General features: G+C 65.2%; 25 protein-coding genes. 13 read left to right on the top strand and 12 right to left on the bottom strand.

What is annotated here, in order from left to right:
- Window positions 1-25: 25 nt before the first annotated feature.
- The 3 genes from lon to K414_RS0106595 form a co-directional block, all read right to left on the bottom strand.
- Window positions 26-2,281, bottom strand: a complete 2,256-nt coding sequence (gene lon, locus K414_RS0106605; RefSeq protein ID WP_230074161.1) for an endopeptidase La — start codon at window positions 2,279-2,281, stop codon at window positions 26-28.
- A 168-nt stretch (window positions 2,282-2,449) separates the two neighbouring features.
- A complete protein-coding gene (locus K414_RS0106600) occupies window positions 2,450-3,151 on the bottom strand; it encodes a type 1 glutamine amidotransferase domain-containing protein (RefSeq protein ID WP_027495228.1) in 702 nt (233 codons plus the stop codon).
- A gap of 103 nt (window positions 3,152-3,254) precedes the next feature.
- Entirely contained in the window at window positions 3,255-4,016 is a 762-nt protein-coding gene (locus K414_RS0106595; protein WP_027495227.1) for a putative protein N(5)-glutamine methyltransferase, read from the bottom strand.
- A gap of 81 nt (window positions 4,017-4,097) precedes the next feature.
- Between K414_RS0106595 and K414_RS0106590 the strand changes: the two genes are divergently transcribed.
- Together K414_RS0106590 and K414_RS0106585 are read left to right on the top strand one after the other, a co-directional pair.
- Window positions 4,098-4,481 (top strand): MmcQ/YjbR family DNA-binding protein, encoded by a 384-nt coding sequence (locus K414_RS0106590; RefSeq protein WP_027495226.1) that lies wholly within the window; start codon window positions 4,098-4,100, stop codon window positions 4,479-4,481.
- 46 nt (window positions 4,482-4,527) lie between these two features.
- Window positions 4,528-5,334 carry a pentapeptide repeat-containing protein gene (locus tag K414_RS0106585; RefSeq protein WP_027495225.1) on the top strand — a complete coding sequence of 269 codons (807 nt, stop codon included), beginning with the start codon at window positions 4,528-4,530 and terminating at the stop codon, window positions 5,332-5,334.
- A 4-nt stretch (window positions 5,335-5,338) separates the two neighbouring features.
- On the opposite strand, the gene K414_RS28840 is transcribed toward K414_RS0106585, so the two are convergent.
- The gene (locus tag K414_RS28840; protein ID WP_152530490.1) at window positions 5,339-5,488 is read right to left on the bottom strand and encodes a DNA-binding protein; all 150 of its coding nucleotides are present in this window, start codon (window positions 5,486-5,488) and stop codon (window positions 5,339-5,341) included.
- Window positions 5,489-5,571: 83 nt separating this feature from the next.
- Between K414_RS28840 and K414_RS0106575 the strand changes: the two genes are divergently transcribed.
- Window positions 5,572-6,459: an oxidoreductase gene (locus tag K414_RS0106575; protein ID WP_027495223.1), complete on the top strand. Its 888-nt coding sequence runs from the start codon at window positions 5,572-5,574 to the stop codon at window positions 6,457-6,459.
- Here the strand turns inward: K414_RS0106575 and K414_RS0106570 are convergent.
- Window positions 6,447-6,980: a TetR family transcriptional regulator gene (locus K414_RS0106570; RefSeq protein ID WP_027495222.1), complete on the bottom strand. Its 534-nt coding sequence runs from the start codon at window positions 6,978-6,980 to the stop codon at window positions 6,447-6,449. The two genes, K414_RS0106575 and K414_RS0106570, sit on opposite strands and share 13 nt — an antisense overlap.
- Window positions 6,981-7,040: 60 nt before the next feature.
- On the opposite strand from K414_RS0106570, the gene zapE reads away from it, so the two are divergent.
- The 5 genes from zapE (at window position 7,041) to K414_RS0106545 (ending at window position 11,001) form a co-directional block, all read left to right on the top strand.
- Entirely contained in the window at window positions 7,041-7,997 is a 957-nt protein-coding gene (gene zapE / locus K414_RS26205) for a cell division protein ZapE (RefSeq protein WP_081701544.1), read from the top strand.
- A gap of 102 nt (window positions 7,998-8,099) precedes the next feature.
- Window positions 8,100-8,474: a hypothetical protein gene (locus tag K414_RS0106560; protein WP_152530370.1), complete on the top strand. Its 375-nt coding sequence runs from the start codon at window positions 8,100-8,102 to the stop codon at window positions 8,472-8,474.
- A gap of 88 nt (window positions 8,475-8,562) precedes the next feature.
- Window positions 8,563-9,672 carry an LLM class flavin-dependent oxidoreductase gene (locus tag K414_RS0106555; protein ID WP_027495220.1) on the top strand — a complete coding sequence of 370 codons (1,110 nt, stop codon included), beginning with the start codon at window positions 8,563-8,565 and terminating at the stop codon, window positions 9,670-9,672.
- The gene (locus tag K414_RS0106550; protein ID WP_027495219.1) at window positions 9,662-10,117 is read left to right on the top strand and encodes a MarR family winged helix-turn-helix transcriptional regulator; all 456 of its coding nucleotides are present in this window, start codon (window positions 9,662-9,664) and stop codon (window positions 10,115-10,117) included. Before K414_RS0106555 ends, K414_RS0106550 begins: the two co-directional genes overlap by 11 nt.
- A complete protein-coding gene (locus K414_RS0106545) occupies window positions 10,117-11,001 on the top strand; it encodes a pirin family protein (protein WP_152530369.1) in 885 nt (294 codons plus the stop codon). Before K414_RS0106550 ends, K414_RS0106545 begins: the two co-directional genes overlap by 1 nt.
- A 26-nt stretch (window positions 11,002-11,027) precedes the next feature.
- On the opposite strand, the gene K414_RS0106540 is transcribed toward K414_RS0106545, so the two are convergent.
- The 4 genes from K414_RS0106540 to K414_RS0106525 all read right to left on the bottom strand — a co-directional run bounded on the left by K414_RS0106540 (window position 11,028) and on the right by K414_RS0106525 (window position 13,699).
- A complete protein-coding gene (locus K414_RS0106540; RefSeq protein WP_027495217.1) occupies window positions 11,028-11,573 on the bottom strand; it encodes a ribonuclease H in 546 nt (181 codons plus the stop codon).
- 113 nt (window positions 11,574-11,686) lie between these two features.
- On the bottom strand, window positions 11,687-12,319 hold the full coding sequence (locus K414_RS0106535) for an MBL fold metallo-hydrolase (protein ID WP_027495216.1): 633 nt from the start codon (window positions 12,317-12,319) through the stop codon (window positions 11,687-11,689).
- Window positions 12,316-13,401 (bottom strand): S-(hydroxymethyl)mycothiol dehydrogenase, encoded by a 1,086-nt coding sequence (locus tag K414_RS0106530; protein ID WP_027495215.1) that lies wholly within the window; start codon window positions 13,399-13,401, stop codon window positions 12,316-12,318. The genes K414_RS0106535 and K414_RS0106530 overlap by 4 nt, the downstream gene beginning before the upstream one ends.
- 37 nt (window positions 13,402-13,438) lie before the next feature.
- Entirely contained in the window at window positions 13,439-13,699 is a 261-nt protein-coding gene (locus tag K414_RS0106525; protein ID WP_237606145.1) for a DUF3263 domain-containing protein, read from the bottom strand.
- Between the two features lie 133 nt (window positions 13,700-13,832).
- Here K414_RS0106525 and K414_RS0106520 point away from each other — a divergent pair, with 133 nt between their 5' ends.
- The 3 genes from K414_RS0106520 to K414_RS0106510 all read left to right on the top strand — a co-directional run bounded on the left by K414_RS0106520 (window position 13,833) and on the right by K414_RS0106510 (window position 16,790).
- Window positions 13,833-15,125, top strand: coding sequence for a LuxR C-terminal-related transcriptional regulator (locus K414_RS0106520; RefSeq protein WP_037218954.1), 1,293 nt, complete (start codon window positions 13,833-13,835; stop codon window positions 15,123-15,125).
- Window positions 15,122-16,135 (top strand): DJ-1/PfpI family protein, encoded by a 1,014-nt coding sequence (locus K414_RS0106515; protein WP_272913800.1) that lies wholly within the window; start codon window positions 15,122-15,124, stop codon window positions 16,133-16,135. Before K414_RS0106520 ends, K414_RS0106515 begins: the two co-directional genes overlap by 4 nt.
- Before the next feature lie 109 nt (window positions 16,136-16,244).
- On the top strand, window positions 16,245-16,790 hold the full coding sequence (locus tag K414_RS0106510; RefSeq protein ID WP_027495211.1) for a hypothetical protein: 546 nt from the start codon (window positions 16,245-16,247) through the stop codon (window positions 16,788-16,790).
- Here the strand turns inward: K414_RS0106510 and K414_RS26200 are convergent.
- The 3 genes from K414_RS26200 to K414_RS0106495 all read right to left on the bottom strand — a co-directional run bounded on the left by K414_RS26200 (window position 16,736) and on the right by K414_RS0106495 (window position 21,470).
- A complete protein-coding gene (locus tag K414_RS26200; RefSeq protein WP_051364970.1) occupies window positions 16,736-17,611 on the bottom strand; it encodes a helix-turn-helix transcriptional regulator in 876 nt (291 codons plus the stop codon). The two genes, K414_RS0106510 and K414_RS26200, sit on opposite strands and share 55 nt — an antisense overlap.
- Before the next feature lie 81 nt (window positions 17,612-17,692).
- Window positions 17,693-18,916, bottom strand: coding sequence for an MFS transporter (locus K414_RS0106500; RefSeq protein ID WP_230592068.1), 1,224 nt, complete (start codon window positions 18,914-18,916; stop codon window positions 17,693-17,695).
- Window positions 18,917-18,998: 82 nt separating this feature from the next.
- Window positions 18,999-21,470, bottom strand: coding sequence for a LuxR C-terminal-related transcriptional regulator (locus K414_RS0106495; protein WP_081701543.1), 2,472 nt, complete (start codon window positions 21,468-21,470; stop codon window positions 18,999-19,001).
- A 180-nt stretch (window positions 21,471-21,650) separates the two neighbouring features.
- Here K414_RS0106495 and K414_RS0106490 point away from each other — a divergent pair, with 180 nt between their 5' ends.
- The gene (locus K414_RS0106490) at window positions 21,651-22,520 is read left to right on the top strand and encodes a DNA-3-methyladenine glycosylase (RefSeq protein WP_152530489.1); all 870 of its coding nucleotides are present in this window, start codon (window positions 21,651-21,653) and stop codon (window positions 22,518-22,520) included.
- Between the two features lie 50 nt (window positions 22,521-22,570).
- On the top strand, window positions 22,571-23,515 hold the full coding sequence (locus tag K414_RS0106485) for an aldo/keto reductase (protein WP_027495207.1): 945 nt from the start codon (window positions 22,571-22,573) through the stop codon (window positions 23,513-23,515).
- The last annotated feature ends 120 nt before the right edge of the window (window positions 23,516-23,635 follow it).

The following is a 23,635-nucleotide window of genomic DNA, read 5'->3' as shown; positions in this document are numbered from 1 at the left end:
GAGCCCGAGAACGGTCGCCGTCACCTCACGCGGCCGCGGCAGCTTCCGCCGGTTCCAGCGCGAGCGCCAGGATGTCGGCCACGTCGGTCATCGGCCGAACGTCCAACGCCTCCAGGACCTCCGCAGGGACGTCGTCCAGATCGGGTTCGTTGCGTGCCGGAATGAACACCGTCTTCAGCCCGGCGCGCTGAGCCGCCAGCAGCTTCTGCTTGACTCCACCGATCGGCAGCACACGTCCGTTGAGCGTCACCTCTCCGGTCATTCCCACGTCCGACCGCACCGGACGCCCGGTGGCCATCGACACCAGGGCCGTCACCATCGTCACGCCCGCCGAAGGACCGTCCTTGGGCACTGCCCCGGCCGGAACGTGCACATGGATACTGCGATCCAGTGACTCGGCAGTGACGCCGAATCGAGCTGCGTGCGCTCGCACGTAGGACAGCGCGATCTGCGCAGACTCCTTCATCACGTCGCCGAGCTGGCCGGTGAGCGTGAGGCCCGCGTCGCCCTCGGTGGAGGCCGCCTCGATGAACAGCACGTCGCCGCCGAGCCCGGTCACTGCCAGACCCGTTGCGACGCCGGGCACTTCGGTTCGCTCGTGCGCCTCGGGGGTGAAGCGCGGACGACCGAGGTAGGTCACCAGATCCGGCTCGTCGATCTCGAGCACGTCCGTGGTGCCCGCGAGTTTCGTCGCCACCTTACGTAGAGCCTTGGCCAGCAAGCGTTCGAGTTGCCGCACCCCGGGCTCACGGGTGTAGTCGGCAGCGATCTTGCGCAGTGCGGCGTCGGTGACGGTCACCTCGTCGGATGTGACTGCCGCCCTCTCCATCTGACGCGGAAGCAGGTAGTTCCGAGCGATGACGACCTTGTCGTCCTCGGTGTATCCATCGATGGTCACCAGCTCCATACGATCGAGCAGTGGTCCGGGAATCTGATCGATCACGTTGGCGGTGGCAAGGAACACGACGTCGGACAGGTCGAGATCCAGATCGAGATAATGGTCGCGGAACGTGTGGTTCTGCGCCGGGTCCAGTACCTCGAGCAGTGCGGCGCTGGGATCACCACGGTAGTCCGAACCGACCTTGTCGATCTCGTCCAGCAGCACAACAGGATTCATCGATCCCGCCTCGCCGATCGCCCGCACGATGCGGCCCGGCAATGCGCCGACGTAGGTGCGACGGTGTCCGCGGATCTCAGCCTCGTCGCGGACCCCACCGAGGGCAACACGGACGAAGGTACGACCGAGAGCGCGCGCCACCGATTCGCCCAACGAGGTCTTACCGACACCGGGAGGTCCGGCGAGCACCATGACGGCACCGGAGCCGCGTCCGCCGACGGACTGCATACCCCGCTCGGAGCGCCGTGCACGAACGGCCAGATATTCGACGATGCGGTCCTTCACGTCGTCGAGGCCGTGGTGGTCGGCATCGAGAACGGCTCGCGCCGAATCGATGTCGGTGTTGTCGGTCGTGGTGTTGTTCCACGGCAGGTCCAGCACGGTGTCGAGCCAGGTGCGGATCCACCCCGACTCGGGGCTCTGATCACTTGCCCGCTCCAACTTGCCCACTTCACGGAGCGCCTGTTCGCGCACCTTCTCGGGCAGGTCCGCAGCCTCGACACGGCCGCGGTAATCATCCGCACCGTCGGGTTCGTCCTCGCCCAGTTCTTTTCGGATGGCAGCGAGCTGCTGGCGCAGGAGGAACTCCTTCTGCGTCTTCTCCATGCCCTCACGGACGTCGCCGGAAATCTTGTCGTTCACCTCGACCTCGGCCAAGTGAGCCTTGGTCCACTCGATCAGCGATGTCAGACGCGTTGCCACATCAGGTGTTTCGAGCAGGTCACGCTTCTGGACGTCGGTGAGGTAGGACGCGTAACCCGCGGTATCGGCGATCGCGCCGGGGTCGGTGAGCTTGTTGACCGAATCGATCACCTGCCACGCGTCGCGGCGCTGCAGCATCGCGACGACGAGTTGCTTGTATTCGGCTGCACGCGCTTTGAGGTCGTCGTTCGGGGTTGTATCGGCGACGGGCTCGGCCTCGACCCAGAGGGCCGCCCCGGGGCCACTGACCCCGTGGCCGATGTGCGCACGACGAGTTGCCTTGATGACGGCGGCCGGGCGACCGTCGGCCAACCGTCCCATCTGCACGATGGTGGCGAGAACGCCGTAAGCGGCGTACCGATCTTCGAGTCGGGGAGCGACGAGCAGCGTGCCGTCGTTGCTAGCCTTCGCTGCGTCGACGGCGGCGCGTGCGGCCTCGTCGAGTTCGACGGGCACCACCATTCCGGGCAGGACGATCGGGTCGGTCAGGAACAGTACTGGGACACGAACGGTTTCGGTCACTTCTCCTCCAAAGGATTGAGCTATAGGGGCTCAACTTCGAAAGGAGTAGTGATGTTCCCCGAGCGGTCGATGTTCTCCGTGGGCAGAACACCGACCGTCCACGGCGTTTTACTTCAGGGCGCTGACCAGCTTCTCCGCGAGAGGACGCGTCGATGCGGGGTTCTGGCCCGTGTAGAGGTTGCGGTCGACGACCACATGCGGCGACCAGGCGTCGGCGTTCTCGAACTTGGCACCGTTCTCACGCAGCCGGGTCTCGAGGAGCCATGGGGCCTTGTCGGCCAGCCCGGCCTGGGTCTCTTCCTCGTCGGTGAAGCCGGTGAGCTCGTACCCGTCGAATGCCCAGGAGCCGTCGGTACGGACGGCAGGCAGCAGGGCCGCCGGTGCGTGGCACACCGCCGAGACCACCTTGTTCGCATCGAGGAAGTCGACCACGAGCGCACCGAAGCTCGTCGAGACGGCGAGATCCTCCATGGGCCCGTGGCCACCGGGGACGAACACGACGTCGAAGTCGGAGGCCTTCTGGTCTTCCAGCTTCGCGGGCGAGGACAGGATCGACTCGATCGAGGCCAGGTAGCTCTTCTGGTCCGCCACCTTCTGCTCGTCACCGCCGTTCGCGTCGACGGCCAGGCTGCCCTCGTCGACGACCGGAGCCTTGCCACCCGGCGTCGCCACCGTGATGTCCCACCCGGCCTCGACGAATGTGCGATGGGACTCGACGAGTTCCTCGGCCCAGTACCCGGTGGGGTGCTTGCTTCCGTCGTTCAGGGTCCAATGGTCGGCAGCGGTTACCGCGAACAGCAAAGTAGTCATGGTCGAACAGCCTCTTTTCTCTATCGGGATCCGTTCGGGAATGCCACGAAACGCCTCGGTCGAAACGCGCCTCCGAAACCGGCCGTGTATGGCACTCGTCTCGTCACGTACGCGAAGCGATCACGACCACCGCGTCGAATTCGTCCGATGCGTTCACCCGCGCGTGGAATCCGCAGTCGCGCACTGCCCGCAGAGTCGAATCAGCCAGTGCAGCACTGCTTTCGATCAGCAAGTGACCGCCGGGGGACAACCATGCAGGTGCCCCCTCGGCCACGAGACGGTGGAATCGGGCACCGTCTTCGCCGCCGTCGAGCGCGATCCGCGGCTCGTGCAATCGCGCTTCTCGCGGCATCAGTTCGATGTGGGCCGTCGGGACGTACGGCGCGTTGACCACTATCGCATCGAAGGATCCGAGCAACTCCGGCGGCAAGGCGTCGTACAGATCGCCGCGGTGCACCGTGCCCCCGACGGCAGCCAGGTTGCGCGTGGCGCATTCCACGGCCGCCGCGTCGAGATCGGCGGCATGTAATTCGGTGACGCCACCGACCGACAGTCCTACCGCACCTGATCCGCAGCACATGTCCAATAATCGCGACGGCTGCAGTGCTGCAGCGCAATTCACCAGGAATTCAGTTCTCCGACGGGGTACGAATACCCCCGGTTCGACGGCGACGCGTCGACCACAGAACCACACCCAGCCGACGATGTGTTCGAGCGGTTCCCCGGCGATACGGCGAGCGAGCAGGGCGGCGAGATCGTCGCTGTCCGATGCGGATTCGACCAGAATGTCGGCTTCTTCTTCCGCGAACACGCAGCCGGCCCCGCGCAGACCGGACACGACCTCGTCGTACTCGGGTCTCACCATGGATGGAGCCTCCTCCAAGTGCCTGCGCCCAACTGCCCCGCGCTGAAATACTGTAGCCCGGCATGTGTCACAGGGAGTCGAATGAACTGGGAACCCGAGGTCCGACAGATGTGTCTGGCGTTGCCCGAGACCTACGAGGAGCAGGCGTGGGTCGGTACCCGATGGCGGGTACGTGGCCGCACCTTCGCCCACGTCCTCGACATTGTCGACGGCACTCCTCCGGCATTCGCAACAGCAGCGGGGACCGACGGACCGGCTCACGTCCTCGTATTCCGTTCCCGAGGAATAGAACTCGACGCATTGTCGAGGCAGGACGGCTTCTTCGCCCCCGGCTGGGGACCCGAGATCATCGGCATGCTGCTCGACGAGTCGGTGGATCGAACGGAACTCGGCGAGCTGATCACGGAGAGCTACTGCACCCGGGCCCCGAAGAAGCTCGTCGCACTCCTCCGACGTCCGGAGTGACGATTCTCGTTTGACGCTGCGGCTGCCCGAAGGACAGAGTGAACACATGAGCCCACCCGAGAATCTGCTCGCCGATTGCGGCAGCTGCTTCGGACTCTGTTGCGTTGCTCTGCCCTTCGCCAAGTCGTCGGATTTCGCCGTCGACAAAGCCGCCGGGGAACCGTGCCGCAACCTTCAGAAGGACTCGCGCTGCGGCATCCACTCGTCGCTTCGGGAGAAGGGCTTTCCCGGATGCACGGTGTACGACTGTTTCGGTGCGGGGCAAAAAGTGTCGCAATCGACGTTCGCGGGACGGGACTGGCGAGAAACGCCGTCGAACTCGGCGGAGATGTTCGCGGTGTTCCCGATCATGCGGGATCTGCACGAGTTGCTCTGGTACTTGACAGACGCACGTGGCCGGACATCGACCGCATCCCTGCACGGTCGGCTTGCCCACGAGTACGAGGAGCTGGACGCTCTCACGTCGGAGACTCCCGAGGTCCTGTTGTCGGTCGACGTCTTCGCAGTGCGCTCGCGGGTCAACGAGGTGCTGCTCGATGCCAGCGATCTGGTGCGCGCAGAGGTGTCGGGCAAGAAGAAGAACTATCGCGGACGCGACATGATCGGAGCCAAGCTGGCCGGTGCGGATCTCCGCGGTGCGAGCTTGCGGGGTACGTATCTCATCGGGGCGAATCTGCGCGGTGCCGACTTGCGCTGGGCCGACCTGATCGGGACCGATTTTCGTGGTGCCGATCTCCGCGGCGCAGATCTGCGCGAAACGATCTTCGCCACTCAGTTTCAGATCAACGCGGCGCTCGGTGACCGATCGACACAGTTACCCGAGGCGTTGACCCGTCCCGGACATTGGACGTGACCGTTCAGCTCAGTGACCTGCCGGTGCGCTCGAGCGCTTCCTGAACGATCCTCACTGCCTTCGGTCCGACTCCGTGCAGTGACGCGAGCTCAGCTGCGGGCACCCCGGCCAGGTCGTCGAGACCGGTATACCCCGCAGCTCGCAATGCCCGCATCGCGGGGTTTCCGATCCCCGTCGGAAAAACGGGTTCTGTTGTACTCACCGGCGCATTCTAAAACAGACCGGTAGCCTGTTGCCGTGCCCGAAACCAAGCAGAAACGCGTTGTCATCACCGGAGCGAATACCGGTATCGGCTACTACACAGCTTTGGAGCTGGCCAAGCGCGGCGATCACGTGACGCTTGCCTGCCGCAACCAGGACAAGGCCGACGCCGCAGCGGCGAAGATCCGCGCGGAGGCCCCGAACGGAACTGTCGACACGGCCACCCTCGACCTGGCCGATCTCGGTTCGGTCCGCAAGTACGCCGAGTCGGCTCCCGAATCGATCGACATTCTGATCAACAATGCGGGCGTCATGATGCCGGCGAAGCGAACCGAAACGAAGGATGGTTTCGAGCTCCAGATCGGCACCAACCACCTCGGTCATTTCGCGCTGACCGGATTGCTGTTCCCCAAGCTCGCCGCCGACGCGAAGATCACGACCGTCGCCTCGGTCGCGCACCGTCAGCGCCCCAAGCTCGACTTCGACGACCTCCAGCTCGAGCGTGGCTACAACGCGCAACGTGGATACGCGAACTCCAAGCTCGCGAACATCCTGTTCGCGCTGGAACTGCAGCGTCGGATCGACAAGGCCGGATCCAAGGTCACCAGCAATGCGGCACACCCCGGCATCTCGTCGACCGAGCTCTACTCGAGCCCGGATGGTCTGGGCAGCAACAAGATCCTGGCGACCCTGGCACCCATCGGACTCAAGTTCATCTCTCAGTCTGCCCGCGCCGGAGCGCTTCCCACGCTCTATGCAGTCGACGTCGCAGGCGGCGGTACCTACAGCGGTCCCACATCGCTGTTCGAGTCCCGCGGCAAGCCTGGCCCGGCGAGCATGACCAAGATGGCTCAGGATCCCGCACTCGCAGCCCAGCTGTGGGACGCCAGCGAGAAACTCACTGGAGTCGGCTACCCGTTCTGAGACGGAATCCCGGCGAGATAGACCGATATCGGAAGCCGTAGTCCCGCAGCCCCTTTCGCGGTTCCACGGCCGAAAATCGCGTCGGCCATCAGCCCTTCGCACAGCGAGACCAAGCCGTCTCCGTGGGCTGGCTCGTCGAACAGTTCTCTGGCCCGTTCGAGTGAGAAGAACGAACGGGCCAAGTCGGCCCTGATGTCGGCCGGGACCGCAGGATCGAGCATCAGCGCGTAGCGGGCCCGTAGCTCGACCATGCGATGGGTGATCGCATGGTCGAGATAGCGTGCGATCACCGTCGCAACATCGGTTTCGGTTCCGACGATCCCCAGAAAGGATGCCCGCGAGAGCTCGATCAGGCGGGTAGCCACGGCGGCGAGCAGATCGGCCTTGGTGCGGAAGTAGTACGACGTGGAGCCTGCCGGAAAGTCCAGCGCCGAATCGATCGACCGGTGCGTCAACACGCGCAAGCCGTCTCGGGCGATGACACCCAGTGCGGCGTCGGCGATGGCGGTGCGGCGGTCCACAGCAGTGACCCTACACACGGACTCTACAAATGTAGAGTCACGGGGCGTACGGTTCGCGGCATGAGGCCGACCGCATCGCGACACGTCTTCGACGCTGCCTTCACGCTCGACGACGCCCAGGCCGCAGCGGCAGACATGCTGTCGACACCCGGCGACAGAGGTGTCTACCTGTGGGGTCCGGTCGGGCGTGGCAAGACCTGGCTGCTGGACAGCTACTTCGCCGCGGCCGACACCTCTGCGAAGAAGCGCGTGCACTTCCACAGCTTCTTCCGCGATCTCCACGCGGCGTACTTTCGCCACGGGTTTTCCATCGACGCAGCCATCGACGATGTCCTGTCGACAGGATCTGCTCCGGCGGCACTGCTGTGCTTCGACGAATTTCACGTCCACGACATCGGAGACGCCCGCCTCATCACGCGGATGCTCGACGCACTCTTTGCGCGTGGCGTCGTCCTGGTCGTCACCTCGAACTACGCGCCCGACGAATTGCTGCCGAATCCGCTGTTCCACCCGGCGTTCGTCCCGACCATCGAGAAGCTGAAGAAGTGCCTCGAGGTGGTCTGCGTCGACGGCCCCGTCGACTACCGCGCCGCCGGCGCCAGTGGATCGCGCTTCGCCTCGGGGACATGGACCGTGGAGCCCGTCTCGGGTGGTCGGACGTTTGCCGAGGTGTGTTGTGCTGCCCGCTCGACGGGCGATTACCTCGAGATGGTCCAGAAAGCACCGCAGCTGACGATCACCGACATTCCGGCTCTCGCGAGCGTGGATGACTTCGCGGCTCAGCGCTTCGCGAATCTCGTAGATGTCCTGTACGACCGCGATGTGCGTACCGAATTCCACAGCGCGGTGCCGCTGACCGAATTCGCCGTCGGATGCACCGGACTCGACACCGACAGATTGATCAGTCGACTGAGCGAACTGGGCTCTCGGTCACGCACGAGTGCGAACAACCGTCACCGGCCCGCAACACAAAGGGAGACACCCACTACTGACGGCGGTCGGGGGCGACAGCAGTAGCGGGTGTCTCATTGACCATTCGGGGCCCGTCGCCGGGTGGATGGGTAGCGGATGGGAAATTCTTTCGAGGTTTTTTCACCGACCGAGGCATAGCCTGTGACCATGCCTTTCACAGCAGCGAACCACTACGACTTCAGCGGTGACGACCTCACCGGAACCGTCGACGCCCATCGCTCCGCCGGAGTGTGGGCGGCGCAGCTCGTCCTCAGTGGAGAGACGCTGGAATCCACCGACGTCACCCGATCCGATCTGAGATTCGAGGTGCGGAGCGTCGTCGAAACCCTCTCGGACGGTAACCGGACCCACCTGCTCGTCGTTCTGCCCCGCGTCAACATCGATACGGACGACGGCCAGGACGTCACGTTCACCTCGTACGCAGTGCTGTACACCGTGCACGGCGGAACCACCGAGCAGCACGGCCCGACCGAGTCGTACGACGTGCGGTTGCTCACCGGAACCGCGTCGCTCGTGCAGTGACCGCCGCGGAAATAACCCGGACCGCACCCCGGTTGTACGGCATAGTCAATGCAAACGCATGAACTTGTCGTTCGGGTAGGAGCACGCCATGCAGTTCGGAATCTTCACCGTCGGAGATGTCACCACAGACCCCACCACCGGGACGACGCCCTCCGAGCACGAGCGCATTCGATCGATGGTCACCATCGCCAAGCATGCCGAGGACGTTGGTCTGGATGTTTTCGCGACCGGCGAGCATCACAATCCGCCGTTCGTACCCTCGTCACCGACGACCATGCTCGGCTACATCGCGGCCACCACCGAGAAGTTGATCCTGTCGACGTCGACGACGCTGATCACGACGAACGACCCGGTCAAGATCGCCGAGGACTACGCGATGCTCCAGCATCTGTCCGAGGGACGCGTCGACCTCATCATGGGTCGCGGCAACACCGGCCCGGTCTACCCGTGGTTCGGACAGGACATCCGTCAGGGCATCCCATTGGCTCTGGAGAACTACCAGCTGCTGCGACGCCTGTGGACCGAGGACGTCGTCACGTGGAAGGGAAACTTCCGGACGCCACTCGACCGGTTCACGTCCACTCCTCGTCCGCTCGACGACATCGCGCCGTTCGTCTGGCACGGGTCGATCCGCAGCCCGGAGATCGCAGAAATCGCCGCCTACCACGGTGACGGCTTCTTCGCGAACAACATCTTCTGGCCGAAAGAGCACTACATCCAGCTCATCGATCTCTACCGGGAGCGCTACGAGCACTACGGCCACGGGCGCGCCGACCAGGCCATCGTCGGTCTCGGCGGTCAGGTGTTCATGCGCAAGAACAGCCAGGACGCGGTGAACGAATTCCGGCCGTACTTCGACAACGCACCCGTCTACGGCCACGGCCCCACGATGGAGGAGTTCACCGAGCAGACTCCGCTGACCGTCGGATCTCCGCAGCAGGTCATCGAGAAGACGCTCGCATTCGCAGACTACTTCGGCGATTACCAGCGTCAGCTGTTCCTGATGGACCACGCCGGCCTGCCGCTGAAGACAGTGCTCGAGCAACTCGACATTCTCGGCGAGGACGTCGTACCGGTATTGCGCAAGGAATTCGCTGCCCGACGCCCGGCCGGCGTTCCGGAGAATCCTCCGACCCACGCCTCGATGCTGGCAGAGAAGGCCGCGGCCGCTGCGAAGGAACCAGCAGTTGCCGTCTGACACGGAGGTGGCGGTGAACGCCTGGGAGTCGCTGTTTCGCTCCCAGGTTTCCCTGATGCGCCGGTTCGCCGCCGACGACATCTGGGATCCGATCGGCATGCGCGAATACGACGTGCTGTTCACCCTGAGCACCAGCCCGGACCGCAGACTCCGACTGCGTCGACTCAACGACGAGATCCTGCTCAGCCAACCGTCGATGAGCCGGATGTGCGACCGACTCGAGGCGATGGGTTACGTTGTCCGAGAGCATGATCCGTCGGACAAACGCGGGACCGTGATCTGCCTGACGGACGCGGGATCAGACCTGCAGGCCTCGATCGGACGCAAACACGCCGCCCGCATCAGGCGCTACGTCGGCGATGCATTGGACACCGACGAACTCAGGACACTCGACAGTCTGTGCACCAAGCTCAGACTCGCCCAGACCGACATCCGGGAGCACTGATGATCCAGGTCCTCACCCCACGCGAGGTTCCACTCGGCGGCCCTCGTGCCATGAAGGTGCGCCGCACCCTGCCGCACAAGGACCGATCCCTCATCGGCGCATGGTGTTTCGCAGACCACTACGGGCCCGAGCACTCGCGCATGGACGTCGCACCGCACCCGCACACCGGCCTACAGACCGTCAGCTGGCTGTTCTCCGGTGAGATCGAGCATCGCGACAGCGTCGGATCTCATGCGATGGTGCGGCCCGGGGAGCTCAACCTGATGACGGCCGGGCAGGGCATCAGCCACTCCGAGGTGTCGACACCCGACACCGACATCCTGCACGGGATGCAGCTGTGGGTGGCGCTGCCCGCCGTATCCCGTTTCGTGGCACCGACTTTCGAGCACTACGTTCCCGATTCGATCTCCCGGCCCGGCCTGACCGCTCGGGTGTTTCTCGGATCGCTTCTGGGCGGGACCTCGCCGGTGTCGACGTACACGCCACTGCTCGGAGCGGAGATCGTGCTCGACGCCGGGGCGCGGGTCAGCGTCGAGATCGACGAGTCCTACGAACACGGAGTTGTCGTCGACCAAGGATCGGTGACGCTGAACGAGACCGATCTGGCCGCAGCCGAACTCGGCTACCTCGAACCCGGGCACCGGTCGATGCAGCTCCACAATCCCGCCCGCGAACCGGTTCGATTCCTCCTGTTGGGCGGTCCGCCGTTCGGTGAACAGATAGTCATGTGGTGGAACTTCGTCGGCCGCAGCCACGAGGACGTGGTGGAGTATCGGGCCGCGTACGAGGCCGAGAACGGTCAGTTCGGCACCGTGGAGGGCTACCCCGGGCCCAGGTTGCACGCACCGGAACTACCCAACGCGCGGCTGAGACCCCGCGGCTGATCCGGAACATGCGCTCGGCTCGGCCGTCAGAACAGGGTGGCGATCTCCGGCTCGGACGGTAGCGGCGCAGCGGGGACGGATGCCTTCTGTGAAACGGGACCGCTGCGAGCCTCGGGCGGTGCGGACACCGCGTTCGCTCCGGCGGCCGCGATGGCGCGGGCGGCTTCGCCCGCAAGCGCGTCGGCTGCTTCGTTGAAGTGATTGCCGACGTGGCCGCGAACCCACCGGAATCGCACCGGCCCTTCGCGTTCGGTGATGGCTCGCTCGATGCTCTGCACCAGATCGAGGTTGCGCACGGGAGTGCCGCCCGCGGTCTTCCACCCCTTGCGCTTCCAGCCTGCCAGCCACTCCGACGCGCACTTGATGGCGTACTGCGAGTCCGATTCGATCAGTAACGGCTCCGGGCCGGGGTGGGCCAGCACGGCCTCGAGCAGGGCGCGGAGCTCGGCTACCTGGTTGGTGCCCGAGGGCTCGCCGCCGGAGTTGCTCGGACCCGTGTGATTGACCCACGCCCACCCGATTGCTCCGCCGGGGTTACGCAGACAAGAGCCGTCCGTACTCACGATGATCACGGACAGGACCCTACTTCGGGCCACCGACAAACCCCGGCTGACTCGCCCCGGCAGCCGGGAGAGACTTCTCCCAAGCTGGGCATGGCTGACACTGTGCTGCGAAACATCGAACCTCAATTCCCGCGGGCGATCCATTCTTCGAGGTGCGGGGACTCGTCCCCGATACTCGTTCCGTCTCCGTGCCCGGTGTTGACCCGGGTCTCGGCGGGCAACGCGAACAACCGATCCCGGATCGAGCCGATGATCGTCGGGAAATCCGAATACGACCGCCCCGTCGCCCCGGGCCCACCGGAGAACAACGTGTCCCCCGAGAACAACTGACCCGCCTCGGGCAGATACAGACAACTCGACCCCGGCGAATGACCGGGAGTATGCAACGCCACGATCTCCGTCCCCGCGACGGTGATCCGCTGACCGTCCTCGAGCACCGAATGCCCGATGCCCGGATGCGTCTGCTCCCACAACACATCATCGGCCGGATGCAACAGAATCGGCGCATCCAACTCCCCCGACAACTGCGGCGCAACCGTCACATGATCGTTGTGACCATGCGTACACACGATCGCCCGCACAGCACGACCGGCGACCGCATCGACGATCGGACCGGCCGTATGCGCAGCATCGACGATCACCACCTCGTCGTCGTCACCGACCAACCAGATGTTGTTGTCGACCTCCCACTCGCCACCATCGAGCGCGAACGTCCCCGACGTGACCACCTTCTCGACTCGCAACTGCCCGCTCACAGGACCACCACCGAACGCAGCACCGTGCCCTGATGCATCTTCTCGAACGCCGCCTCGATATCACCGAGACCGATCCGTTCGGTCACGAACTTCTCGAGCGGCAACCGACCCTGCTCGTACAGATCGACCAACATCGGAAAATCCCGCTCCGGTAGGCAATCGCCGTACCACGACGACTTCAACGACCCACCCCGGGAGAAGAAATCGATCAACGGCATCTCGACGGTCATCTCCGGGGTCGGCACCCCGACGAGGACGACGGTCCCGGCGAGATCGCGGGCGTAGAACGCCTGCTTCCAGGTTTCCGGGCGGCCGACGGCATCGATGACCACATCGGCCCCGAACCCACCGGTGAGCTCCTGGATGGCCTCGACGGCATCGACCTGCGAGGCGTCGACAGTGTGGGTGGCCCCGAGATCGAGGGCCCAGTCGAGTTTTTTCTTGTCGCGGTCGACGGCGATGATCGTCGACGCCCCCGCCAGGCGGGCACCGGCGATCGCAGCATCCCCGACACCGCCGCACCCGATCACCGCCACCGAATCCCCGCGAGAGACGTGGCCGGTGTTCATCGCCGCACCGAGTCCGGCCATCACCCCGCAGCCGAGCAAACCGACGACCGCCGGATCGGAGTCCGGGTCGACTTTGGTGCACTGTCCTTCGTGGACGAGGGTCTTGTCGGCGAACGCCCCGATCCCCAACGCCGGGGACAGTTCGGTGCCGTCGGCGAGAGTCATCTTCTGCGACGCATTGTGGGTGTCGAAGCAGTACCAGGGGGTGCCTTTCTTGCAGGCTCGGCATTCCCCGCACACCGCACGCCAGTTCAACACCACGAAATCACCGACCTCGACATGAGTGACAGCGTCGCCGATGGTTTCGACGGTGCCTGCGGCTTCGTGGCCGAGCAGGAACGGGAACTCGTCGTTGATGCCGCCCTCGCGGTAATGCAGATCGGTATGACACACCCCGCACGCGGCGATGGTGACCACGACATCGTTCGGGCCGGGATCGGGAATGGTGATCGTCTCGATCGAGACGGGCTCGCCCTTCGCCTTCGCGACGACGGCATGAACGGTCTGTGACACAAGCACTCCTGGGGTCAGGTGATGTACGGAGGACGATTCACTCGCCGAGCCAGAGCCTGCGGCGGCACACCTCGAGCAACGCGGACATCGAGTCGCGGTCGAGAGTCGATTCTGTGTCGGGTTCGCGAAGCACTGCGGCGAGTCTGGTGAAGTATTCGGTCGGGCTGATTCCGAACCCGACCAGAATGTCCTCGGCCGGCCCGCCGCCGTAGGGCATCCACCGGGTCGCGAAGTCGATCATGCGCTTCGTTTCCGGGCAGCCGAGAGTCGACGCGAGGGTTTCGGTGGTCGTCCTCAACGGTGTTCCCTTCGTCGATGAATCCGATGTCCAGGTTGTCGTCCTACCGCGAGAAAAGAACCACGCACAACGGCTAGCAATCACTGGCCGAACGGACATCACACGACGCCGCTCCGAGTACTAGGATGCGCACGTGAGCAGCTCTGCCCCGTCGACCCCCGCCAGGTCCGAACCGACCGACTCGCTCGCCGCGCTTCGGGAGGTCCTGACCGGTCCGCTGGTCGAGATAGCTGCTCGTTTTTCGTGGTGGTCGTCGCAGCGGTATACGCACTCGGCGATGATCATTTTCACCAGGGAATGCACCGGCCGTCCGAGAAAAGTCAGTGGCGACGAGTCGATGACGAGCCGCGTGACGATCAAGGAGCTCGACGACCTCAAGCAGTCGGTGCAGCAGAGTGGGCGCCGAGCTCTGGACGGCCCGGGGCGCCTGGCCGGTGCACAGCGACGTCTCGCGACGCAACTCGACGACACCACCGACACCCTGCTGGTTCTGGTGCCCAAATCGACTGCGCCGCAGTTCGATCCGGACTCCGACGTCGGCGTTGCGTTCGGAATCGTAGCCACCTCCATACGCCATCAGGTGGTCCAGGCGAGTCCTGCGTATCTCGCCGAATCCCTGGCGGCCTCGAGCGAGCGTGCTCGGGTGATCTCCGAGATGGTCGACGCCCACGTCGATACCCTCACGTCCGTGCTGTCTACGCTGCGCTCGAAGGACCTCGATGACGCGCGAGCACGCGCAACCGCCAGCGATACCGCGTCGGCGGCACTGATCGAGCTTCGCTCCATCGAAGAAGCCAACCGTGAGCTGGGGCAGGAAGCAGTGACCACCGCCTTCGCCAGGCTGCAGGGGGAGCTCGCCACTGTGTTGGACCAGTCCTCGATCGACGTCGAATATGTCGCTCCCCCAGTCGACGGAAGACCGGTCCCCGGCGAAATCGCACGCGCGGCGCGAGCCGTGGTTCGGACCGTCGTACTCGCCTACGTGGCTCAGCCGGATGTTCGACGGGTACGTATCGCGTGGGATTGCGACGGAACCAACCTGCTGCTCGAAGTCCGCAACGACGGCCCGCACGCCTGCGACACCGAGACTCTGACCCAACAGCTCTCCGGGCGCGTGCACACCCTCCGGGGATCGATCTCGTTCGAATCCACCGCCGGGTGGGGATCGCGCGTGAGCATCGCGATTCCTCTCGACCCGCCTCCCGCACGAGCCGACGAACAACTTCTCGCCGGCCTCAACCGTCGCGAGAGAGAAGTTCTCGGCTACCTCGCATACGGCAAGCGCAACAAGGACATTGCCGCGAGCCTCAACATCGGCGAGAGCACGGTGAAGTTCCACGTCGCAAGCATCCTGAGGAAGCTCGAGGTCAAGACCCGCGGTGAAGCGGGTGCCGTGGGCATGAAGGCCGGAATCCGAGCATCGTGACGCGTTCGACCACTCGGGTGAACGACGACCCGTCTCGGCGTGGTCCGACCCAGCGTCGGCGCATCGGCATTCTGCTCTTCGACCAGGTCAAGATGCTCGACTTCGTCGGCCCGGCCGAGGTCTTCCTCGAAGCGAACCAGCGAGTCGACGGCTACGACATCGTCTTCCTCTCGATCGACGGCGGTGACGTGGTGACCTCGATGGGAATGACGGTGTCGGTGAACGCCGCCGTTGCCGACAGCGGCGACTTCGACACCCTCATCGTTCCCGGTAGCGAATCGGCTCCGGCCGTCTTCGAGGACCCGGCGTTGCTCGACGCGGTGGCGCTGCTCGCCCCCCGAGCGCGGCGGGTGGCGTCTATCTGCAGTGGGGCGTTCGCGCTGGCGGGATCCGGCCTGCTCGACGGCCGGAGTGCGACCACTCACTGGAAGTTCACGTCGGCTCTGGCGGAACGCTTTCCCGACACGCGTGTCCAACCCGATTCGATCTTCGTTCGCGACGGCGACATCTACACCTCGGCCGGGGTCGCTGCCGGAATCGATCTGGCGTTGGCGTTGGTCGAAAGTGATCACGGTGCCCCGATAGCCAGAACGGTCGCGCAACTACTGCTGGTGTACATGCAGCGCTCCGGCGGCCAGTCGCAGTATTCGGTGTCGCTGAAGGGTCCGCCGCCGCGGACCCAGGTCTCTCGCGCTATCACCGACTACATCCATGCCGACCCGACACGACCCGCGAACCTGCGCGCTCTCGCGGCACACGCCAATGTCAGTGTGCGGCATCTCAATCGCATCGTGCGCGAGGAACTGGGCACGACGCCTCTCGACTACGTGACCGCGATGCGTCTCGATATCGCGGTAGCCGCACTCGAGTCCGGCTACTCGGTGGCCCGGGCCGCTGCCGACGCAGGATTCGGCACGCCCGCTGCTTTTCGGCGTGCGTTCGTCACCAAGTTCGGTGTGACACCGTCGGATTACCAGAGAAAGTTCCGCACGACCGATCCAGCCCAGTGATACTCGGCCCCAACGCTTTCATTCACCTCGGGAGGATCGAACACCGCCGGTCGAAGGTGGCCCTGGCAGGGTTACCGGACCGGCAACTGCCTGCATCTATGGTCGAATCATGCACAACGTGGAGGCGCTCGAGTCCTGGGCGTATTCGCCTGCAGTACTGCTGGATCGGCATCTGACCGTCGAATCGTCCACGATGCTCGCTCGCGCGGTGTCGCCGAGCTTCGCCGAGGGGGTCAATCTGGCCGTGTTCACATTCGTCGACGCCGGTTCGCTGTGCAGCGATCGAGACGTTCCCGCCTACGACCCGCCTACTGGGTGGGAATCGTCGGCGGATCAGGTGGTCGCCATGCTTCGTGAGTCGTTGGATCGGCACGAGCCAGACGACTCCTTTCGCCGCATCGTCGGCGAACTATCCACCCGTAGTTCGGCATTCGCGCAGAAGTGGGCCGGTGAGACCAGCGCGAGAAGAACCGGAACCGTGACGATCGAACATGCCGTCGTCGGTCCGTTGATGCTCGACTACCTGTTGATGCCTGCCGCCGAGGACCACGTACTGATGGTGCTGCGGCCCCGAACAGCACAGTCGAGGGCAGCTCTACGTCAACTGGCCGACGCGGTCCGATCGTCCGAATCGGACCGTGGAACAACGAACTGAGTGTCGCGGCCGGGGACTCCGGCAACCAGATGCTGGATCGCCGATGCCGACCGACTACCGGGATCGGCGAAGTAGGTGGTGATGAACTGCCCACCCTCGCCGACGATCTCCAAAGTCTGCGAACGGAATTCGACCAGACCGAACGGCTCCACCGGGACGACGGAGATGCTCGACGACAACGGCCGTACGTCGTGCTTGGCCCACATCCTGCGAAAAGCGCGGCTCTCCACCGACAATCGGCCCACCAACTCCGTCAGTCGCGGGTGACCCGGTGCCGCGTGGAATCGCAGCGCCGACACCATTCGCTGCGCCGTGACGGCCCAGTCCTCCGGCGAGGCAGCACTGTGCTCGTGCGCGAACACATCGAGCATCAGGTTGGTACCCACTTTCAGGCCCGGCGTCATCAGCGCAGCCGGACCGTTGAGCGCAAGCAGATCGTGATGGCGGTCGGTGATGTACGCCGGCGTGTGGACCCACTGCTCCAACACCCGGGCCGACGCCTCGGTCACTCGCGGCGGAAGCGCCTCGACCACGGCCGGGCCGGACTGCGCGCGCGCCACCCGGTGGAAGTACGCCCGCTCGTCCTCGTCCAAACGCAGAGCCCGACTCAGTGCAGCCAGAACCTGTTCGGAGGGTTGATGATTGCGCCCCTGCTCGAGCCTCAGGTAGTAGTCGGCGCTGATATCGGCGAGCCGGGCGATCTCTTCTCGTCGCAGTCCGCGCACTCGGCGGTTGCCGTCGCGCACCAGACCCACCTGCTCGGGTTGCAGCGATTCCCGGCGCACCCGAAGAAAGTCCGCAAGCAACGAGCGTTCGGCCATCGTCAGGACCTCCTGTCGACAACCATCATCTCCTACCCGCCGTCCCGAATCGAGTACGAATCCGGCCCACTGTCGACCGTTTCAGGACACGACAGCCCGAGACTTGCGCAGATCGATGGTCAACAGCACGAACGCCACCGCCGCGAGCACCGCAATCACGACGGCGAACACCACTCCCGCCGTCACCAGGCCCCATCCGGTCGCCACGGCTCCGGCCCCGATCACCGGTACCGAGATCGCGATGTACAACACGACGAAGAAAGTCGAGGTGACCTCTGCCCGACGGTGCGGAGGAAGCTCGGCACCGATCGTGGACATGCCGTTGGCGAATGTCATGCCCTGACCGACGCCGCAGAGCAGCGCCGCTACCACCAGAATGACCAACGAGGTCAGCAGCAGCGACGCGGCCAGGAACACCAGACCGAGCAGCAGCAGCGCGCATCCCCACCGCTGCGCCGACGCGGGATCGGCAGCGCGCAAAGCAATCTGGGCTGTCGCCGACGCAGCGAAGACCGTGAACACCACCACCCCGGTGACGGCGTGATTGTCGACTCCCAACACACTGCCGATGAATCCCGGCGAGACGGCAGTGAACAGGCCAAGTACGGCGAACCCCGCGAATCCTCCGATCGAGGCGCGCACGAAGGTGCCGCGCACCTCCGGTGGAACGGACAGCCGCTGCATGTGCGGGCGTGCTCCGCCGTCCACCCGCACCGTCTCGGGTGCGAGGAACACCGCCACTGCTGCCGCCGCGAGCAGAACCATGTCGACGACGAACGTCAGACGCAACGGTTGCGGTAGGTACTCCGCGAGCACTCCGGCCACCAACGGTCCGAGGCCGAGGCCCCCGATGTTCGCTGCGGTAGCGATCGCGGATGCACGGTCACGCCATCGTTCGGGTACCAACTCGATCAACGTCACCGTCGCGGTACCGACGAAGATGCCGGCCGAGATTCCCGACAACACGCGGCCGATCACCAGGGCCGTCAGCGAGCCGGCGGTGACGAACACCACGGCGCTGATCAATCCGAATGCTATGGCCGCCAACAGCATCGGGCGTCGTCCCAACGAGTCGGACCAGCGGCCGAACGCCAACAGAGCTGCGAGTACACCGACGGCATACGCCGCGAACACGAGGGTGACGACGAAGACGGAGAAGTGGAACTCGACCTCGTAGAGCGCATAGAGCGGCGTCGGCATGGTGGTGCCCATCATCGCCACCACGAACGCGAAGGCAACTCCGACGAATGCCGTCGCACTCGACACCGACATGCGGGGCGACGACTTTTCGTCCGATCGGGTCACGCTGATCTCCTTTTCTGCAAGGGCCGTTCGTCCTGTGCCGTCGACAAGGAGATCGAACCAGAGCCGGCGAGTACGTGCTCACTCACCGTCCGCCGCCCTCGTAACGAAGGAGTGCGTCCCGCAGCGCGGACCGCGTGGTGATCTGCAATTTGGGAAACACTCGGTACAGATGACCGCCGACAGTACGAGCCGAGAGATACAGCTGTTCGCCGATCTCCTTGTTGGTCAAACCGGCAGCAGCAAGCGACGCGATGCGCAGTTCCTGCCCGGTCAACCCCGAGCCCGCATCACCCTCACGCGGGTGCGGGCCGGCTCCTGCAGCCCGTAGTTCGGCCTCGGCTCGGCGCAGCCACGTGCGTGCGCCCAGTTCTGCGAACAGATCTGCGGCGTACCTCAACCGACCGCGGCTTTCGATCACCCGGTGGTGGCGGCGCAGCCACTCGCCGTAGACCAGCGCAACCCGCGGCGCATCGAAACACCATCCAGCGGTGCGTAGTTCATGCAGACTCGCCTCGAAGAGCGCCTCGGCTCCGGCCTCCGCCAGCATCGCTTCGGCTGCAGTCAGCAGCGCACTGTGGCGGGCTCCCCAGAAATCGGGCCCGGTTCGGCGCAGTCGGTCGAGATACGTGCGCGCCTCGTCCGACCGCCGCAGCCGTACACAGGATTCGACGTAGTCCAGTATTTCGAGTGGTCCGTACGGAGTGATCGAACAGCGCTCCGCCGACAGATCGCGGCGGCGCATCCGCTCGTAGGCGACGTCGAAGCGGCCCAGTGCCACCGATTCGGCTGCGGTACAGCTCTTCGCGCCACCAGCGACAGCTGCCACCGAGGATTTCAGCAGGCACTCCTGCGCGTCGAAGAGGCCATCCGGCAGTCCCGAGGAGACGGCCTCGGCGAACGCAGAGAACTGTCCGCGAGCGGCGAGTGCGGCGAGGTGCCGCAGCCGGGTCAGAGACTCGGCGGCCGGAAACCCAGCTGCGACAGGGTCCAGCACGTCCGACAGCCGAGAACTGTCGTTCGGATCCCACAGCAGGGTGGGCAACGCCAGCTGCAGCAGTACCGGTTTCCACGGGTCTCCGGTGCGCAGCGAGGCTCGTACCGCGTCCAGCAGCGCCGGGCTGTCGAATGCCCTCACGTGCACTCTCGAACCCGAGACGTCGAGAGACCGCGCGACGAGCACGTTGACCGGATCGAGATGCTGTTCGTATTTGACCGCCCATTGCAGGGCCTGCGCAACCAGTTCGCTGTCACCCGTCAGTGCGCTGTACGCCAGAACCGAACCGATCAACTGGTCGACGACGTCCGGGGCGACCGCATCCGGCAATCGATCGAGAGCCTGCACGACGACGCCGAACGCAGCACGGGGGTCGCCTCCCCGGGCCACGGCGGCAAAGGCCCGGGCCGGAACGGTCTCGGACAGGGCCGCATCGGGATGTCCCGACCGCATACGGTCCAAGATCGCTCCCGCGAGATCCAAAAAGCCGGCGAATGCCGCCATGGACGCCGCCCGCACCTCGAGGGCCTGGGCGCGTCCACGATCGGATTCGAGCGCTACTGCACGGCAGAGCAACGCCACCGCCCGGCGGTAGCGATGCTGCGACGCCAGGTCGTGCGCCCGCTCGTCGAGCGCAGCGACGAGGCGCGCGTCGGGCGCTCGGGCTGCGAGTGCCCGATGCACCAGACGCTCGTCGGGCGTCAGCCGTGTGTCGACAGCCGATTCGAGGTGAACGGCGGTGCGCTCCTCGGCGGTCGAGGAGGCAAGAATCCACAGTTGTGCGACAGTGTCGCCATGTGGGTGGGCGGCCACGGAGTCGCCACCGTGCTCGCGAGAGACGATGTGTCGCAACGCATCGCCGAGAATTTGACGCCTGGACTCCTCGTCGAGCCCGGCGACCTCGAACGCGCCGATGTCGGCGAGAGTATCGGTGAGGTGGGCGCGGTCGAGCATCGCACCGCCGACGGATGGATCCCGGCCCCAGATCGGCGCAGCGCGAGCGAGTTCGGTCGCGACGAGAGGGTTTCCCTGGGACAGCTCGACGATCGATTGCTGTTGCGACACAGTGTTTTCGGTGCCGGTCAACAGATCGCGCACCGCGTCGTCGGGCAGGGGTCGCACACGGTGGAAGGCGAATTCCCGCCACAATGACGGCGGGACGGTGTCGACGGTCGTGGCGATACACCGGACATGCGGGCTACGTACCGCCGTCTTCACCGCACGAGCGAGTCGGTCACGCGAGCCCGCGGGCAACAGATGCAGGTCGTCGATCACCAGCAGCGTCGGCTTCACATCTACGTCGGCCGCCACAAGATCACCCAACAGCCCCTCGTCGAGTAGTCCCTCGCCACGCGCCCCCGCGGGTGAGTACGCGAGGCACGGCAGATCCACCACCTGGAAACCCAGCGCTGTCGCCTCGCCCGCGATGGTGTTGGCAACCGTGGACTTGCCGATGCCTCGCGCACCCGAGATCACCAGGATCCGCCGGTTCTCCGGCGAAGCGGACAAACACGAGCGGCCCTCACGCAGCACTGCGTCGCGATCCGGTGATGTGGGCATTCGTCCAATATATTTTCACCCGTGTCTGCGCAAGGGTGTTGAATATGGCCCTGGCAGGGACACACTGGACCGGCCGACCACGACTGCGACGGAGGTGACCGAGCGTTGACCGAGAACGCCTCCTCCGGCCCTACCGATCACGGCGTCACCCGCCTCGTCGACTTCGAGCAGCGCGTCGACATCCGAATGTCCCTGTCACCGCTGCGTCGGGGCCGCGGCGACCCCACCTACGAGTCCACGCCGGACGGCGCCGTGTGGCGGACGTCGCGCATGATTTCCGGCCCGGTCACGTACCGATTGGTGCAGGCCTCACCGAGCAGCGTCATGGTGCGAGCCTGGGGACCCGGTGCCGACGAACTGCTCGACGCTGCCCCGGCTCTGCTCGGCCGAGACGACGACGCCTCGAGCTTCGCTCCCGAGCATCCGATTCTGCGCGAGGCACACAGACAACTTCCGCACCTACGCCTCGGCCGAACCGGTCTGGTGCTCGAGGCCCTGATACCGGCGATCATCGAGCAACGCGTACACGGCATTTCGGCGTTCGGCTCGTGGCGGTACCTGGTGAGCAAGTTCGGCGACCCCGCACCGGGCCCGGCCCCGAAGACGATGTTCGTGTTTCCCACGGCCGACGTGTGGCGACGCATCCCGTCGTGGGACTACCACCGCGCCAACGTCGACCCGGCCCGGTCGAAGACCATCGTCCGTGCCGCGCGCGCAGCCGGACGGCTGGAGGAGGCGTCGACGATGACGCCCGAGGATGCGCAACGCAGGCTGCGCGCGATCCCGGGCGTCGGCATCTGGACCGCGGCCGAGACCGCTCAGCGCGCCCTGGGGGATCCCGACGCGTTGTCGGTGGGCGATTACCACCTGGCCGCGGTGGTGGGCTGGTCGCTGTTGGGTAGACCGATCGACGACGCGGAGATGGTCGAGTATCTGCAGCCCTTGGCACCACATCGACATCGCGCGATTCGGCTCCTGTATCTCAGCGGCAAGGCGACCAAGCCGAAATTCGGGCCACGGACCGCGCTGGTGGACCACACCTGGCACTGATCCCGGCCTGCTCGTACAGTCGAGTTGTTCGCCGACCTAAGGAGTAGTTCGTGGTTGCTATCGGCACGTCCGATCTGGACATCTTTCCGCTTGCCCTGGGCGGGAACACCTTCGGCTGGACCAGCGACGAGGACACGTCCTTCGACATCCTGGACGCGTTCACCGCAGGAGGTGGCAATTTCGTCGACACGGCCGATTCGTACTCGGCGTTCGCCGACGGCAACTCCGGCGGCGAATCCGAAATGATCATCGGCAAGTGGATGACGGCCCGCGGCAACCGCGACCACGTCGTTCTCGCGACCAAGGTGAGCCAGCATCCCGAGTTCCGCGGTCTGGCACCCGACAACATTCGGGCCGCAGCCGACGCATCCCTGGCCAGGCTGCAGACCGATCACATCGACGTCTACTACGCGCACTACGACGACGACAAGACGCCGTTGGTCGAGTCCCTGGCCGCGTTCGACGACTTGGTCCGGGCAGGCAAAGTTCGGCACGTCGCCATCTCGAACTACTCCCCCGCGCGGGTCCGCGAGTGGCTGGGCCTGGCGAAAGAGAACGGTTTCGCGGCACCGATCGCACTGCAACCGCACTACAACCTCGTTGCCCGTCGCGACTACGAGGGTGAACTGCAAGCCCTCGCCGTCGACAACGGCCTCGGGGTGTTTCCGTACTTCTCTCTCGCCGCCGGCTTCCTGACGGGTAAGTACCGCACCCGGGAGGATCTGGCCGGTACCCAGCGCGAGCGACTGACGACGGGCTACTTCTCCGATGCAGGCCTGGCTGTGGTGCAGGGCCTGCAGGAGATCGCCGACTCCCGCTCGGCCGAGCTGTCGAGTGTGGCTCTCGCCTGGTTGCTCGCTCGACCGGGCATCACCGCACCGATCGCGAGCGCGAGCTCACTCGCTCAGGTACCGGCTCTGCTCGACGCGCCGACACTGCGTCTGACCAGCCACGAGGTGGACACACTCACCGGACTGTCCGACGCGGTGGCATAGAACACGAAAGTTGTAGTCAGCAACGGGAACAGAATCAGCTCCTGCGCTGCTGACCTTCGGGTGGCCCCAGCATCGAACACATCCGTAACCAGCGCGCAGGTGACCGACACGCGCGAGAGC

Origin of the sequence: Rhodococcus sp. JG-3 (assembly GCF_000482405.1) — a bacterium.
GTDB classification, from domain to species: Bacteria; Actinomycetota; Actinomycetes; order Mycobacteriales; family Mycobacteriaceae; genus Rhodococcoides; species Rhodococcoides fascians.
The sequence above is the reverse complement of the archived record's forward strand: the minus strand, read 5'-3'. Positions and strand labels throughout refer to the sequence as shown.